Annotated in this window: 18 protein-coding genes and 1 other RNA gene; 5 read left to right on the top strand and 14 right to left on the bottom strand. The window is 73.3% G+C overall.

What is annotated here, in order from left to right:
- Positions 1–43: 43 nt before the first annotated feature.
- Positions 44–322, bottom strand: coding sequence for a mycothiol system anti-sigma-R factor (gene rsrA / locus KVS67_RS00345; RefSeq protein WP_060974333.1), 279 nt, complete (start codon positions 320–322; stop codon positions 44–46).
- Positions 319–1,035, bottom strand: coding sequence for a sigma-70 family RNA polymerase sigma factor (locus tag KVS67_RS00340; protein ID WP_036314006.1), 717 nt, complete (start codon positions 1,033–1,035; stop codon positions 319–321). Before KVS67_RS00340 ends, rsrA begins: the two co-directional genes overlap by 4 nt.
- A 200-nt stretch (positions 1,036–1,235) precedes the next feature.
- On the opposite strand from KVS67_RS00340, the gene aroA reads away from it, so the two are divergent.
- The 5 genes from aroA to KVS67_RS00315 are packed head-to-tail and all read left to right on the top strand — an operon-like array spanning position 1,236 to position 5,641.
- A complete protein-coding gene (gene aroA, locus KVS67_RS00335) occupies positions 1,236–2,666 on the top strand; it encodes a 3-phosphoshikimate 1-carboxyvinyltransferase (RefSeq protein ID WP_217564669.1) in 1,431 nt (476 codons plus the stop codon).
- The gene (gene rsgA / locus KVS67_RS00330) at positions 2,666–3,766 is read left to right on the top strand and encodes a ribosome small subunit-dependent GTPase A (RefSeq protein WP_217564668.1); all 1,101 of its coding nucleotides are present in this window, start codon (positions 2,666–2,668) and stop codon (positions 3,764–3,766) included. The genes aroA and rsgA overlap by 1 nt, the downstream gene beginning before the upstream one ends.
- 29 nt (positions 3,767–3,795) lie before the next feature.
- Positions 3,796–4,635 (top strand): histidinol-phosphatase, encoded by an 840-nt coding sequence (hisN, locus tag KVS67_RS00325; RefSeq protein WP_206481993.1) that lies wholly within the window; start codon positions 3,796–3,798, stop codon positions 4,633–4,635.
- A complete protein-coding gene (locus KVS67_RS00320) occupies positions 4,635–5,198 on the top strand; it encodes a CrcB family protein (RefSeq protein ID WP_225348401.1) in 564 nt (187 codons plus the stop codon). Before hisN ends, KVS67_RS00320 begins: the two co-directional genes overlap by 1 nt.
- On the top strand, positions 5,195–5,641 hold the full coding sequence (locus tag KVS67_RS00315) for a CrcB family protein (RefSeq protein WP_098093204.1): 447 nt from the start codon (positions 5,195–5,197) through the stop codon (positions 5,639–5,641). The genes KVS67_RS00320 and KVS67_RS00315 overlap by 4 nt, the downstream gene beginning before the upstream one ends.
- An 80-nt stretch (positions 5,642–5,721) precedes the next feature.
- Here KVS67_RS00315 and ssrA read toward each other — a convergent pair.
- From ssrA to KVS67_RS00255, 12 genes are all read right to left on the bottom strand, one after another.
- Positions 5,722–6,093, bottom strand: a transfer-messenger RNA (tmRNA) gene (gene ssrA / locus KVS67_RS00310).
- A 135-nt stretch (positions 6,094–6,228) separates the two neighbouring features.
- A complete protein-coding gene (smpB, locus tag KVS67_RS00305) occupies positions 6,229–6,744 on the bottom strand; it encodes an SsrA-binding protein SmpB (protein ID WP_044659238.1) in 516 nt (171 codons plus the stop codon).
- 129 nt (positions 6,745–6,873) lie between these two features.
- On the bottom strand, positions 6,874–7,539 hold the full coding sequence (locus KVS67_RS00300; protein ID WP_098093206.1) for a CoA transferase subunit B: 666 nt from the start codon (positions 7,537–7,539) through the stop codon (positions 6,874–6,876).
- Positions 7,536–8,345, bottom strand: coding sequence for a CoA transferase subunit A (locus KVS67_RS00295; RefSeq protein WP_078025999.1), 810 nt, complete (start codon positions 8,343–8,345; stop codon positions 7,536–7,538). The genes KVS67_RS00300 and KVS67_RS00295 overlap by 4 nt, the downstream gene beginning before the upstream one ends.
- 31 nt (positions 8,346–8,376) lie before the next feature.
- Positions 8,377–9,585 (bottom strand): acetyl-CoA C-acetyltransferase, encoded by a 1,209-nt coding sequence (locus tag KVS67_RS00290; protein WP_078025998.1) that lies wholly within the window; start codon positions 9,583–9,585, stop codon positions 8,377–8,379.
- A 189-nt stretch (positions 9,586–9,774) separates the two neighbouring features.
- Positions 9,775–10,842, bottom strand: a complete 1,068-nt coding sequence (locus KVS67_RS00285) for a 2,3-butanediol dehydrogenase (protein ID WP_168196744.1) — start codon at positions 10,840–10,842, stop codon at positions 9,775–9,777.
- A gap of 217 nt (positions 10,843–11,059) precedes the next feature.
- A complete protein-coding gene (gene prfB / locus KVS67_RS00280) occupies positions 11,060–12,181 on the bottom strand; it encodes a peptide chain release factor 2 (protein ID WP_049147200.1) in 1,122 nt (373 codons plus the stop codon).
- Between the two features lie 12 nt (positions 12,182–12,193).
- Positions 12,194–12,928: an alpha/beta fold hydrolase gene (locus KVS67_RS00275; protein WP_049147203.1), complete on the bottom strand. Its 735-nt coding sequence runs from the start codon at positions 12,926–12,928 to the stop codon at positions 12,194–12,196.
- Positions 12,925–13,383, bottom strand: a complete 459-nt coding sequence (locus KVS67_RS00270; RefSeq protein ID WP_036381775.1) for a Tad domain-containing protein — start codon at positions 13,381–13,383, stop codon at positions 12,925–12,927. The genes KVS67_RS00275 and KVS67_RS00270 overlap by 4 nt, the downstream gene beginning before the upstream one ends.
- Positions 13,383–13,811 (bottom strand): hypothetical protein, encoded by a 429-nt coding sequence (locus tag KVS67_RS00265; RefSeq protein ID WP_020628138.1) that lies wholly within the window; start codon positions 13,809–13,811, stop codon positions 13,383–13,385. Before KVS67_RS00265 ends, KVS67_RS00270 begins: the two co-directional genes overlap by 1 nt.
- Positions 13,795–14,223 carry a TadE/TadG family type IV pilus assembly protein gene (locus tag KVS67_RS00260; protein WP_225348400.1) on the bottom strand — a complete coding sequence of 143 codons (429 nt, stop codon included), beginning with the start codon at positions 14,221–14,223 and terminating at the stop codon, positions 13,795–13,797. Before KVS67_RS00260 ends, KVS67_RS00265 begins: the two co-directional genes overlap by 17 nt.
- 2 nt (positions 14,224–14,225) lie before the next feature.
- Positions 14,226–14,432, bottom strand: coding sequence for a hypothetical protein (locus KVS67_RS00255; RefSeq protein WP_010079078.1), 207 nt, complete (start codon positions 14,430–14,432; stop codon positions 14,226–14,228).
- Between the last annotated feature and the right edge of the window lie 73 nt (positions 14,433–14,505).

Here is a 14,505-nt window from a genome sequence, read left to right as displayed (position 1 = left end):
CGGGGCGCCCGATCGGGTGCCCACGGGTCCGCATGTCGCGGTGTCAGCCCCAGGTGACGGTCGTCGTCGAGATCTGGGTGATGCGGGTCATGATGGTGGCCCGCAGCTGCGCGGGCGCCTTCTCCTGACAGCACCGACGCACCGCCGAGCGGATGAGCTCCTCGAGCTCCTTCTGGTGCCGGCAGTCCGGACACTCCGCCACGTGGGCGCGCACCTGCTCGATGTCCTCGGGCGTCAGGGCGCCGTCCAGGTACTGGTACAGCCGCTCCAGGGAGGCGTCCTGGGCGACGCGGCACTCATGGCCGTGCTGGTCCGCGGTCATCGCGTGGCCTCCTTCGTGCTCGTCTCGGTCTGCTTCGTGCCGCCGCGCCCGGTCTTCTTCTTCGGCTGGGCCTTGATGCCGCGCGCGGCCGCGTAGTCCGCGAGGCGCTCGCGCAGCTGCTTGCGGCCGCGGTGCAGCCGCGACATGACGGTGCCGATCGGCACGTCGAGGATCTCGGCGATCTCCTTGTAGGCGAAGCCCTCCACGTCCGCGAAGTAGACGGCGAGCCGGAACTCCTCCGGGATCGCCTGCAGGGCGTCCTTCACCTGGGAGTCGGGCAGCCGGTCGAGGGCCTCCGTCTCGGCCGAGCGCAGGCCACCGGAGGTGTGCTCGGCGGCCCGGGCCATCTGCCAGTCCTCCACCTCAGGGTTGTCCGCCTCGAGGGGCTGGCGCTGCCGCTTGCGGTAGAGGTTGATGTACGTGTTCGTGAGGATCCGGTAGAGCCAGGCCTTGAGGTTGGTGCCGGGCCGGTACTGGTGGAACGAGGAGTAGGCCTTCGTGTACGCCTCCTGGACCAGGTCCTCGGCGTCCTGCGGGTTGCGCGTCATGCGCAGCGCAGCGGAGTACAACTGGTCCACGAACTCGAGGGCGTCACGCTCGAACCGGGCACGGCGCTGCTGTTCGGACTCGGCGGCGACGTCGATGTCGGCGCGGTCGTGCTCGGGGGCGTCCTCGGGCCGGGCGAATTCCGGCCGGCTGTTGTCAGTGCTCATCGCGGGCCAGTCTACGGTCCGGGAGGGATGCGTCAGCAGGGCGGCGCTCATGCGGGGCTCCTCTCCGGCTGCGGTCCGCGGCGAGCGGGACCGGTGCGCCGACACGGGTACGGGGTCGTCCAGTGGAGCGCCAGGAGCGTTCCAGGTATTCCCCCGCGACAGGCCGACCCCGGCCGACAGCCGCCGGATAGGCTGGTCCGGTGACCCGCCCCACGCGTGCCGCCGCGCACTCCCCCGCCCCCCGTCCCGACGCCGCCGAGACCTGGCCCGCGCCCGTGGCGCGCGGCCCGGTGCGCGGAGAGGTGCGGCTGCCGGGATCGAAGTCGCTGACGAACCGGCATCTCGTGCTCGCCGCGCTCGCCGACGGTCCGTGCGTCCTGCACGGCGTCCTCGAGTCGCGGGACACGGCATTGATGCGCACGGCGCTCACAGCGCTCGGGGCCCGGTTCGAGCCCCTGTCCGACGGCGGACTGCGGGTGCATCCGATGCCGGTCGGCGAGCCGCTGGCCGGGGATGTCGCCGTGGACTGCGGACTGGCGGGGACGGTCATGCGCTTCGTCCCGTTCGTCGCCGCGCTGCGGCCCGGCCGGGTCCGCTTCGACGGCGACGCCGGCGCGCGCCTGCGCCCGATGGCCCCGGTCCTGGACGCGCTGCGCCAGCTCGGGGTGGCCGTCAACGAGGAGGGCGAGCCCGGTCGCCTGCCCTTCACGATGACGACCCGCGCGGACGCGGCCACGGTGGCCCCCGACGGCGACGTGCCGGAGGTCGCGGTCGACGCCTCCGGCTCCTCCCAGTTCCTGTCCGCCGCGCTGCTGGCGGCCGCGGGGATGCCGCGCGGCCTCCGGCTGCGGCACACCGGGCAGACCGTGCCGAGTCCGGAGCACGTCGCGATGACCGTCGGGGTGCTGCGCGCGCTCGAGGTGGACGTCGCCGAGACGGGTCCCGGGGCGTGGACCGTGGCCCCGGGGCGCATCCCGGCACACGAGGCGACCGTCGAGCCGGACCTGTCCAACGCAGGCCCCTTCCTGGCCGCCGCCGTGGCCACGGGCGGCTCCGTGACGGTGCCGGACTGGCCCACCCGCACGACGCAGATCGGCGACCGCTGGCGGCGGATCCTGCCGCAGTTCGGGGCGAGCGTGGCCCTCACGGTCGACCGCACGGACCGCTCCCGCGGCCGCCTCACGGTGACGGGGGTGGTCCAGGACGACGGCGCGCCCCGCATCACCGGCGCCGGTGAGATCGCGGACACGGCCGAGCTCGCCCCCACCGCGGCCGCGCTCGCCCTGCTGGCCTCCGGGCCCACCCGCCTGACGGGGATCGGCCATCTGCGGGGTCATGAGACGGACCGGCTCGCCGCGCTCACCGCCGAGGCCGCCCGCCTGGGGATCACCGTGGACGAGGACGAGACGTCGCTCGGCTTCCCGGGCACGGACGCGTCGGGGCCGCTGTCCCCCGCCGCCCTCGAGACCTACCACGATCACCGGATGGCGACCTTCGCCGCCGTCGTCGGCCTGCGCGTGCCGGGGACCGGCATCGTGGACGTGGCGACCACCGCGAAGACGATGCCGGACTTCCCCGCACTGTGGACCGCGCTCGTGGCACCCGGCGACGCGGCCGAGGAGGCCCGCTGATGGCCCGGCGCCTCGATCCCTCGGCGTGGGACGAGTCCGATGTCCGGGTGCGCCCGTCCAAGCGCGGCACCCGCCCGCGCACGAAGGAGCGGCCCAAGCACGAGGACGCCGAGGTCGGCATGGTGACCACGGTGGACCGCGGCCGGTACGCCGTGGTGCTGCCCGAGCGCCTGGACGAGCGGATCACGGCGATGCGCGCCCGCGAGCTGCGCCGCACGCCGATCGCCACGGGCGACCGGGTGGCCGTCGTCGGGGACCTCTCCGGGGAGGAGGGCACGCTCGCGCGCATCGTCCGTGTCGAGGAGCGCAGCACGGTCCTGCGCCGGTCGGCGGACGACTCGGACGAGGTCGAGCGGGTGGTGGTGGCCAACGCCGACCTGCTGGTGATCATGGTGGCCGCGGCCAATCCGGAGCCCCGGACCGGCTTCATCGACCGCGCCCTCGTCGCCTGCTACGACGCCGGCATCCACCCGGTGCTCCTCATCACGAAGACCGACCTGCGTGATCCGGCCGCGCTGGTGGCGCACTACGAGGCGCTGGACCTGGAGGTGATGACCTCCGGTGCGGCGACCTTCGAGGCCGAGACCGGGGACACCGCCCTGGACGCCTCGCTCGTGGCCCGGGTGGCCGAGCGGCTGATCGGACACACCAGCGCGTTCGTGGGGCCCTCCGGCGTCGGCAAGTCCACGCTCCTGAACGCGCTCACCGGCGCGGAGCGGGCCACCGGTCACGTCAACGCCGTCACCGGCCGGGGCCGGCACACCTCCTCGTCCGCGCTCGCACTGCCGCTGACGGGCGACGACGGCGTCCCCCTGCCGGACACCTGGGTGGTGGACACCCCCGGCATCCGGTCCTTCGGGCTGGGCTGGGTCGAGCCGGACCGCGTGGTGGAGGCCTTCGACGACCTCGCCGGCGGACTGGCGGACTGCCCGCGCGGCTGCACCCACACCGCCGACTCCCCCGGCTGCGGCCTGGACGCATGGGTGGCCGCGGGCCACGCCGGCCCCTCGGGAGCGGCACGCCTGGCCTCGCTGCGGCGTCTGCTCGGCAACCGGCTGGCCCCCTCGGGGGCGGAGGACGCGGCGTCGTCCGAGGACTGAGGCGGCCCGCGCGGTATAGCGTGGGCGGCATGGAGCGACCTGAGAACCCTGCGACCCGCGGCCGCGACCTCACGGAGGACCTGCGGCTGGCCCACATGCTGGCGGACAACGTGGACTCGATCACGATGTCCCGGTTCAAGGCCCAGGACCTCGAGGTCAGCACCAAGCCGGATCTCACCCCTGTCACGGATGCGGACCGCGCCGCCGAGGAGTCCATCCGCTCCACCCTGTCCCGTGCCCGGGCGCGCGACGGCATCGTGGGTGAGGAGTTCGGCGGATCTCTGAGCCGCTCCGGCCGGCAGTGGGTGGTCGACCCCATCGACGGCACCAAGAACTTCGTGCGCGGCGTGCCCGTGTGGGCCACCCTCATCGCGCTGCTGATCGACGGTGAGCCCGTCGTCGGCGTCGTCTCCGCCCCCGCCCTGCACCGGCGCTGGTGGGCCGCGGCCGGCCAGGGCGCCTTCGCGGGCACCTCGCTCACGCGTGCTCAGCGGATCACCGTGTCCGGCGTGGATCGGGTCGAGGACGCGTCGCTGTCCTTCTCCTCGATCGAGGGCTGGCGCGAGCGCGGCTCGATCCGCGCGTTCCTGCAGCTCACCTCGGACGTGTGGCGCGTGCGCGGCTTCGGCGACTTCTGGTCCTACATGCTCGTCGCCGAGGGCGCCGTGGACATCGCGGCCGAGCCCGAGCTCGAGCTGCATGACATGGCCGCTCTGGTGCCGATCGTGCGCGAGGCCGGCGGCCGCTTCACCTCGCTGGACGGCGAGGACGGCCCGTTCGGCGGGCACGCGCTGGCCACGAACGGCCTGCTCCACGACGACGTCCTCGCCCGCCTGCGCGCGGGTGACGAGACCGAGGACAGCGCCTGATGGCCGCGCGGGGGGAGACGACGGCCGACCGGAGGGGCGGGCGCGGGACAGATCGCCGGCCCGGCACTGCGGGTGCGGTGGCCCTCGGCGGTGCCGCGGGCGTGCTGTGCGGTGCGGGGGTGATGAACGCGGTGACCGCGCTGGCCGGGGCGCCCAACTTCCGCGGCACGTTCGGCGCCGCGTTCGGGGCGGTGGATGTGCTCGTCCAGGCCCTGCCGCTGTTCGTGGTGAACGTGCTCGGCTCGTTCCTGCTCGGCCTGCTGTGGGCGGCCTCGCGCCGCCGCGGGCCGGACTGGCGTCCACGCCTGGTGGCCGGGCTGGGAACCGGCTTCCTCGGTGCGTTCACCACCATCTCCAGCGCCGTCGCCCTGGTGCTGTGGCCGGTGCGGCTGGGCGCCGCGGTGTCCGGGGCGGGTGGCGTCCTCGCCGCGGCGGTAGCGGTGCTGCTGGTGCTCGCGCTGATGGCTGCACTCTCGACGGCGGCGGCCATGCTCGGCCTGCGCGCCGGGGGCGCCCCGGGGTCGCGCGTGGTCGGGACGGATCGTTCGGAGGAGGACGCATGAGCGGCGCGGGATACGAGGTCTTCGCTCTCTTCCAGGTGGCCCTCCTGGCCTGCCTCGCGGCGGGCGGGGTGCTCGGCGCCCTGGCGCGCCGGCGCCTGACCGACCGGCTCGGCCCCCGGGGTCTGCTCACCGCCAACACGACGGCGGCCCTGCTCCTCGGCGTCACCGTCGGCCTGGCCGTGCCGGAGCTGGTGTACGCGTCCGGGGGCTGGGGCGACGGGCAGGGGCTCCTGCTCGTCGCGGCGGTGTCGGCCGTGCTGTCCGGGTTCTGCCTCGCCCTGGGGACGTGGTCCACCGTGGCCGCTGAGGCGGCTGACGCCGCGCTCGCCCGTCGATGGGGCGCGGCCGCCCGCCTGTGGACCGCGCATCTGGGTCTGGGGCTGGTGGCCGTCGTCGTCGGCTGGGGCGCCGGACTGGGCCTGCACGCGGTCCTGGCCGGCTGAGGGGCGGGCCGCCGCACACCGGGCGCGGACACGACGAGGGCCCCGGAATCGTGACGATTCCGGGGCCTTCCCGTGGTGGTGAGTGGAGCCGGCGGGAATTGAACCCGCGTCCGATGAGGTGTTGCCGGGTCTTCTCCGGGCACAGTCTGCTGTGGGTGTTGCTCGGTCCTGGCCGTCCCGCAGACGGGCGGCCAACCCGGACCCAGCCGGATTGATGTCGGCGTCACGACCCCCGGCGAGGGTGACGCCCAGTGGCTATCTAGCTGACGCCACGATCCGAGGCGACAGCGACCTCGGGGTGACGGACTCGATCACTGATCAGGCAGCGAGAGCGAAGTCAGTGCGCTTGGATTCGGCACTTATTGGTTTGCAGAGAGCGTTTGACGAGATGACTCTGCATCCTCGGCCCGCTTCTCCCGACGCGACACACACCGTCGAAACCGATCGGCCCCAGGGGGGCGACTCCTCTATGAGGTTGTCAATCACCACTGCAGGCGGAGGGCGCGGAGCCCGCCGGTCCTGAAACCGGGCCTGCGAGAGATACAACGTAGCACGCCCCCCGGGCATTCCCAAGGGGCCTGCCGCGCTCAGGCCACGCCGGCGCGCCGGTTGCGCATCCGCATGGCCCGCTGGGCCTCGCGGTTGTCCTGCTGCTCGCGCAGCTTGTGCCGCTTGTCGTACTCGCGGTTGCCGCGCGCGACGCCGATCTCCACCTTCACGCGCCCGTTCAGGAAGTACAGGGACAGCGGCACGATGGTCAGGCCCGGATCCTGGATCTGGCGGGAGATCTTCGTCAGCTCGGCGCGGTGCAGCAGCAGCTTGCGGCGGCGGCGGGCGGCGTGGTTGGTCCACGAGCCGTTGAGGTACTCCGGGATGTAGACCTGCTCGAGCCACAGCTCGTCCCGGTAGAAGACCGCGAAGCCGTCCACGAGCGAGGCCTTGCCCTCGCGCAGCGACTTCACCTCGGTGCCGGTGAGCACCATGCCGGCCTCGTACGTGTCGAGGATGGTGTAGTCGTGGCGCGCCTTCTTGTTGTTGGCGATCACCTGGCGCTCGCCGGGGGCCGGCTGCTTGGCGGCCTTGCCCTTGCTGTTCTTGCCCATGGCCTCACGTCCTTCCAGCGTCCACGGCGACGGCCGCGCCCCGATCAGGGCGCGGCCGTCCAGTCTATCCCGTGCCGGCCCGATGCCCGCCGAGGCGGTGCGCCGGGGCCGCGGGGCGGCGTCGTCGGCTCAGTCCAGGGGCGCGCCGGTGAGCGCGCGGGCCTGCTCCTCGGTGACGCCGGGCGCGGTCTCCACGAGCGCCAGGCGGGGCTGTTCCGGGGTGCCGACGACGTCGATCACGGCCAGGTCCGTGATGATGCGGTCGACGACGGCGCGGCCGGTCAGCGGCAGGGTGCACTGGTCGACGATCTTGGGGGTGCCGTCCTTGGACACGTGGTCCATCATGACGATCACGCGGCCGGCGCCGTGGACGAGGTCCATCGCACCGCCCATGCCCTTGACCATCTTGCCGGGCACCATCCAGTTGGCCAGGTCGCCCGCGGCGGAGACCTCCATGCCGCCCAGGACGGCGACGTCGATCTTGCCGCCGCGGATCATGCCGAAGCTCAGCGCGGAGTCGAAGAAGGACGCCCCCGGGTTCACGGTGACGGTCTCCTTGCCCGCGTTGATCAGGTCGGGGTCCACGGCCTCCTCCGTGGGGTACGGGCCCGTGCCGAGGATGCCGTTCTCGGACTGCAGCACCACGGACCGCCCGGCGGGGATGTGGTTGGGGATCAGCGTGGGCATGCCGATGCCGAGGTTGACGTAGGCGCCGTCCGGCAGCTCCTGCGCGGCGCGGGCCGCCATCTGGTCGCGGCTCAGGCCCCGGGGGCGCCCGGTGGTCTGCTCGCTCATGCCCGCCCCTCCCCCGATGCGCGCACGGTGCGCTTCTCGATCCGCTTCTCGATGTCCGTGCCGACCTCCACGATCCGGTGCACGAAGACGCCGGGCAGGTGCACGTCGTCCGGGTCGATCTCGCCGGGCTCGACGAGCTCCTCCACCTGGGCGATGCACACCCGGCCGGCCATGGCCGCGGGCGGGCCGAACTGGCGGGTGGCCTTGCGGAACACGAGGTTGCCGTGGCGGTCGCCCTTCCAGGCGTGCACAAGGGAGAAGTCGGTGACGATGGAGCGTTCGAGCACATAGGTCTCGGGCTCGTCCGGGGCCTGGCTGAGGTAGCCCTCGCCGAGCACGAACGTGTCCGTGGGCTTGGCCTGCGAGGACTTCACCACGGTGCCGTCCGCGTCGTAGCGCATGGGCAGGCCTCCTTCGGCCACCTGGGTGCCGACGCCGGAGCGGGTGTAGAACGCCGGGATGCCGGCGCCGCCGGCGCGGAGCTTCTCCGCGAGGGTGCCCTGCGGGACGAGCTCCACCTCGAGCTCGCCCTCGAGGTACTGGCGGGCGAACTCCTTGTTCTCCCCCACATAGGAGGAGGTCATCTTCCGCAGCCGGCGCGCGCCGAGCAGGATGCCCAGGCCCCAGCCGTCCACGCCGCAGTTGTTGGAGACGACGGACAGGTCCGTGGCGCCCTGCTCGAGCAGGGCCTCGATGAGCTGCACGGGGTTGCCGGAGAGCCCGAAGCCGCCGACGGCCAGGGACGCGCCGTCCGGCACGTCCGCCACCGCCTCGGCGGGCGTGGCCACGGTCTTGTCGAGAGCCATGTCCGGGGTCCTTTCTGTCAGGGGCGGTCCGTCAGCGGAAGAGGATCAGGGCCTCGCCCTGGCCGCCGCCGCCGCAGAGCGAGACGGCCGCGCGGCCGCCGTCGCGCCGGTCGAGCTCGAGGGCGGCGTGCAGGGCCAGCCGGGCGCCGGAGGCGCCGATCGGGTGGCCCAGGGCGATGGCGCCGCCGTGGATGTTGGTCTTCTCGTGCGGGTAGTCGAGGTCGCGCAGGGACTGCACGGCCACCGCGCCGAACGCCTCGTTGATCTCGATGAAGTCGAGGTCGGCCACGTCCCAGCCCTGCTTCCGCACGGCGGCGTTGATCGCGTCCGAGGGCTGCGAGTGCAGCTGCGAGCTGTCCGGGCCGGCGGTCTGGCCGGGTGCGCCCACCGTGGCGAGGATCGTCAGGCCCTTCTCCTCGGCGAAGGCCCGCGAGGTCACCACGAGGGCGGCGGCGCCGTCGGACAGGGGCGAGGAGTTGCCGGCCGTGATCGTGCCGTCCTTCGCGAACGCCGGACGCAGGGCGCCCAGCGACTCGGCGGTCGTGTCCGGTCGGACCCCTTCGTCCTGGGAGACGACCAGCGGGTCGCCCTTGCGCTGCGGCACCTCCACCGGGGCGATCTCGCCCTCGAAGACGCCCTCGGACTGGGCCCGGGCGGCCCGCTGGTGCGAGGCCGCGGCGACCTCGTCCTGCTCGGCGCGGGCGATGTTCCGCTCGCCGTTGCCGGACTCGGTCAGCTCGCCCATGGCCTCGTGGCTCAGGGAGTCGGTGAGGCCGTCCCACGCGACGGCGTCGAGCATGGTGGCCGGGCCGTACTTGAAGCCCTTGCGCGCGCCGGGCAGCAGGTGCGGGGCGTTGGTCATGGACTCCTGACCGCCGGCCACCACCACGTCCGCCTCGCCGAGGCGGATGAGACGGGCGGCGTCGATCACGGCGGTGAGGCCGGACAGGCACACCTTGTTGATCGTCATGGCCGGGACGTTCCACGGGATGCCCGCGGCGAGCGCGGACTGGCGGGCCGGGTTCTGGCCCGCGCCGGCCTGCACGACCTGGCCCATGTAGACCATGTCCACGTCCTCGGGGGCCACGCCGGCGCGCTCGAGCGCGTGCGTGATCGCGTGGGCGCCCAGGTCCACGGCGCGCAGGTCGGCCTGCTGCGAGAGCAGCCGGGTGAAGGGCGTGCGGGCACCGCCCACGATCACGGCATCGGTGGGCTGAGGCTGGGGCAGCTCGGCGGTCATGCGGTCCTCCTGGGACGTTCAACTCGGTTCATCACGATTCACTCAAATGCAGTCTATGACCCCGGTCACAGGCGCGCCAGGCGACGACGCATCCATGACGGCGCGCCGCGGTGCAGGGACCCGACGGCCCGCACCCGCCGGCTGCGGGCGCGGGCCGTCGTCGGGACGTCCGGGGGTCGGGCCGGAGCCTCAGAGACCCTGGCCGGTCGGCGAGACGAGGATCTTCACGGCCGTCTCGTTGTGGTGGATGAGGGTCTCGAAGCCCCGGTCGACCAGGTCGTCGAGGCCGATCTTGCCGGTGATGAACGGCGCGAGGTCCACGGCGCCGTCCTCGACCATGCGGATGGTGTCCGCGTGGTCGTTCGCGTACGCGATCGTGCCGCGCAGGTCGATCTCCTTCATCACCAGCTTGTGCAGGGCCACGGCGGGCTCGTGGCCCCAGATGGACTCGTTGACGATCACCCCGCCGGGACGCACCGCGTCCAGCAACATGTCCAGCACCACGTCCACCGAGGTGCACTCGAAGCCCACGTCCGCGCCCTGGCCGTCGTGCAGCTCGCGGATCTTCGCGGGCACGTCCACCTCGCGCGGGTCGAAGGCCTCGTCCACCACGCCGGCCTCGAGCACCTTCCGGCGGCGCAGCTCCGAGAGCTCGGAGACGTACACCGTCAGGCCCTTGCCCTTGAGCACGGCCGCCGTGAGCGCGCCGATGGGGCCGGCGCCACCGATCACTGCCACGCCCGACGTCGGAGAGCCGGCCCGCACCCACGCGTGGTGGGCCACGGAGAGCGGCTCGATGAGCGCGGCCTGGTCGAGAGGCACGGAGTCGGCCACCGGGTGGACCCAGCGGCGCTGCACCGCGATCTGCTCGGCCAGTCCGCCGCCGTCGCCGCCCAGGCCGATGAAGTTCATGTCCGGCGCGAGGTTGTAGTCCGGTCGGTCCCGGTCCTCCTCGCGCACGATGTACGGCTCCACGACGACCTTCTGGCCGACCTCGAGGTCCGTGACGCCCTCGCCCAGGGCGGCGACGGTGCCGGACATCTCGTGGCCGAGCGTGACGGGGGCGGCGTCGCCGGAGATCGGGTGCGGGTGCCCGGCCGGCGGGATGAAGATCGGGCCCTCGAGGTACTCGTGCAGGTCCGTGCCGCAGATGCCGCACCACGCGACGTCCACGAGGACCTGCCCCGGGCCGGCCGTGGGCGAGTCGATCTCCTCGATGCGGATGTCCTTCTTGCCGTGCCAACGGGCGGCGCGCATGGTCATGCTGGTCGACCTCCTGGGTGGGAATGGAGTCTGGTGCCGGACCGGCGCGCGGGGGCGCCTGCCCGGTGCTTCGAGCATCCCACCGGGCCGGTCTCCCGGGCCAGGCCCGAGGCCCCTGCGGGGGCTTGAACGGCGACGCCGGCCGGCGCCTCGCTGCGGAGGTGCGGGCCGGCGTCGTGGTGGCCTGGGCGGCGGGGCCGCGCCGTGGGGCTCAGTCCTCCTGGGCGGCCTTGACCTGCTCGGCGCGCCAGCGGATCCCGGCGTCCACGAAATCGTCGATGTGGCCGTCGAACACGGAGGAGGGGTTGCCCTCCTCGTGGCCCGTGCGCAGGTCCTTGACCATCTGGTACGGGTTCAGCACGTAGGAGCGCATCTGGTCGCCCCAGGACGCCTTGACGTCGCCGGCCATCTCCTTCTTCTTCGCGTCCTCCTCGGCCTTGCGCAGCAGCAGCAGACGGGACTGGAGCACGCGCAGGGCGGCGGCACGGTTCTGGATCTGCGACTTCTCGTTCTGCATGGACACGACGATGCCGGTGGGCAGGTGCGTCATGCGGACGGCGGAGTCCGTGGTGTTCACGGACTGGCCGCCGGGGCCCGAGGAGCGGAACACGTCCACCTTGATCTCGGACTCGGGGATCTCGATGGAGTCGTCCGACTCGATCAGCGGCACCACCTCGACCGCCGCGAAGGACGTCTGGCGGCGGCCCTGGTTGTCGAAGGGGCTGATGCGCACGAGGCGGTGCGTGCCGGCCTCCACGGAGAGGGTGCCGAACGCGTAGGGCGCGTTGACCTCGAAGGTGACGGACTTCAGGCCGGCCTCCTCCGCGTAGGAGGTGTCCATGACCTTGGTGGACCAGCCACGCTGCTCGGCCCAGCGCAGGTACATGCGCATGAGGGTCTCGGCGAAGTCGGCCGCGTCCACGCCGCCGGCGCCCGCGCGGATGGTCACGACGGCGTCGCGCTGGTCGTACTCGCCGCTGAGCAGCGTGACGACCTCGAGTTCCTCCAGGGCCTTGCGGATGGAGGTCAGCTCCTGGTTCGCGTCGTCGAGGAGGGAGGGCTCGTCCTCCTCCGCGGCGAGCTCGACCATGGTCTCCAGGTCCTCGATGCGGCTCTCCAGGGAGGTGATGCGCTTGAGATCCGTCTGACGGTGGGAGAGCTTGGAGGTGACCTTCTGGGCCTCCTCCGGGTCGTCCCAGAGGTCCGGTGCGGAGGCCTGCTGCTCCAGTTCGGCGATGTCCGCCTTGATGCGGTCGAGGTCCGAGACCTGCTCGATGGAGGCCAGGGTGTGGCGCAGGGAGTCGATCTCCGCGGAGAAGTCAGTGTCAGCCATGATTCGGCCAGCCTACCGCGTGGGGTGGACGCCGGTCGTGTGCCAGCGGCGGATCGCCGCCGCGACGGCCTCGGGCTCCGTGACGTGCGGCCAGTGGCCCGTGCTGACATCGACGACGGTGGCGTGCTGCGTGACCGCGTCCAGGTCCCGCTGGTGGACGTCCCGGGTGCTGCGCACGTACAGCGTCGGGACGGTGATGCCGGCCCAGAGGGCACGGGTGTCCGCGGCGAGGACGGCGGCCCAGAGCTCGCGCATCGGATGGTCCGGCGTGGCGTCCAGGTCGGTCAGGATCCGCTCGCGCCACGGCTCCGGGACGAGGAGGTCCCGCGCGAGCGAGGCGCGGAGCACGCTCCGCCAGTCCGGGCGGGCGGCGAGGCGGGCCTTCGCCGCCCGGGCGGCCAGGGCGGTGTCCGTCACCGGGACGTTCGAGTCGATGACCACGAGGGCGCGGGGCCGCACCAGCCCGTCGGCGACGGCGCGCAGCGCGATGACCCCGCCCGTGCTGTGGCCGATCAGCAGCCCCGGCACGGGGCCGGCCTGCGCCGCCCAGGTGCGGGCGGCGTCGAGGACGGGGTCCGCATCGGTCGCCGGCCGTGCGGCCCGGGGGCGGCCCTGACCGCCGGCGTCCGTGCCCGGGTGGCCGGGCAGGGCGGGCGAGGCGGCGAGGTCGGCCACGGCGCCGAGGGCGTCAGCAAGGGGCTCGAAGTGGGCGGGCCGGCCACCGATGCCGTGGAGGAAGCGGATCACCGGGCCAGGCTAGTGCGACTGCTGCCCGTCGCCTCGAGGGGGACCGACAGGGGCAGTGTCCCCGCGAACGGGCCGGTCATGGCGAACAGATCGGCCCGGGCGTCGAGGGTGACGACGACGGTGGTGCCGTCGTCGGCCACGCGGGCGTTCATCCCGCCGAGCCCGGGCACGGCCTCCTGGGCACCGACGGCCGCGAGGTGTGCGCTGGCGGAGGCGGCGACGTCGTCGTCGGAGAGCACGACGCCCGGGTCCTCCCCCAGCCGGAAGCCGAGCTCCTCTGCCCCGGCGATGGCCGCCGAGTCCGCGAGCGACTGCAGGCGACGGTGCTGCAACTGCACGGTGGTGACCGCGAGCATGACCAGCATGAGGGCCACGAGCACGGCGCACAGGCCGACGGTGAGGACGGTGGTCTGCCCGTCGTCGTGACCCAGGCGAGCGGTGAGGCGGCGGCGCATCAGAACCTCGGCACCGTCTGCCGGGCGTCGGAACCCACCGTCACGGGGGTCAGCGACCACGCTGCCGGCGTGAGGGGGACGGTCACCGCCACGTCCACCCGCACGGCGACGACCTCCCCCGGTTCGAGCGTGCCACAGCCGCCCTGGTCGCAGCCGACGGTCAGGTCGTACTGGCCGGCGCCCACGCCGTAGTCGGCGAGCGTGAGCTCGACGGTGGCGTGGGCGGCGCCTGCGCTGGGGTGATCGGCCTCGGCGACCACGGCCTTGACGGCCTGGTCAGCGGCAGCGACCGAGGCGAACGCCGCGGCCTGGACCTGGGAGACGTAGATCATCAGGTACACCACGGGGATCAGCAGGACGAGGGTGAGGCCCAGGAATTCGACCGTGGCCGCTCCCCGCTCGTCGCGGACGTCATTGACGGAACGCATGACCGCTCACCTCCACGGGGATCGGGCCCGGCAGGAACCCCAGGCCGGGCAGCGAGCTCGAGACCGTGACGCGCAGGACCGGGACCCCGTCCTGGCTGGTGAGCTCCGCGGCGACGTCGGCCCCGGACTGGCCGGGCACGCCGGAGGAGAGCAGCTCTCGAGCCCGCTGGACGCCGTCCTCGGGACTCCGGTCCGCGAGCGCCCCGTACCGGGCGCCGGCGGAGGCGGCGTCGATCATCACGTTGCGCGTGTGGATCACGACGCCGGCCTGGAGCAGCGCCGCGAAGAGCAGGACGACCAGGGTCATCACCATGGTGGACTCGGCCACCGCGGCGCCCCGGTCGTCCCGCCAGCGGACGCCCATGTGGACGCCACGGGGCACCGGCACGGCGTGGACAGCACCCCGGGGCATGCTCAGCCGCCCTGGGACACCTGGGAGATGGCCTGGTTGAACAGTCCCTGGAGCGCCGGCAGGGCGAGGGCCAGCAGGCCGGCCACGAGCACGGCGGACATGAGGGTGATCATCACCCAGCCGGGGACGTCGCCGCGCTCGTCGCGGACGTCGTCGTGGATGAGGGCGCGCAGGGCGGCCAGGACGGTGATGGCGTGGTGGTGGAGCATGGTCCCCTCCTCGGGTGGCCGGCCGCCCGTGCGGCCGGAGTGGATGGTGATCGTGGGTGGATGGATGGACTAT

The sequence above is a fragment of the Micrococcus sp. GbtcB5 genome, from assembly GCF_019091605.1.
Classification (GTDB): Bacteria; Actinomycetota; Actinomycetes; order Actinomycetales; family Micrococcaceae; genus Micrococcus; species Micrococcus luteus.
This window is presented reverse-complemented; position numbering and strand designations above follow the sequence as displayed.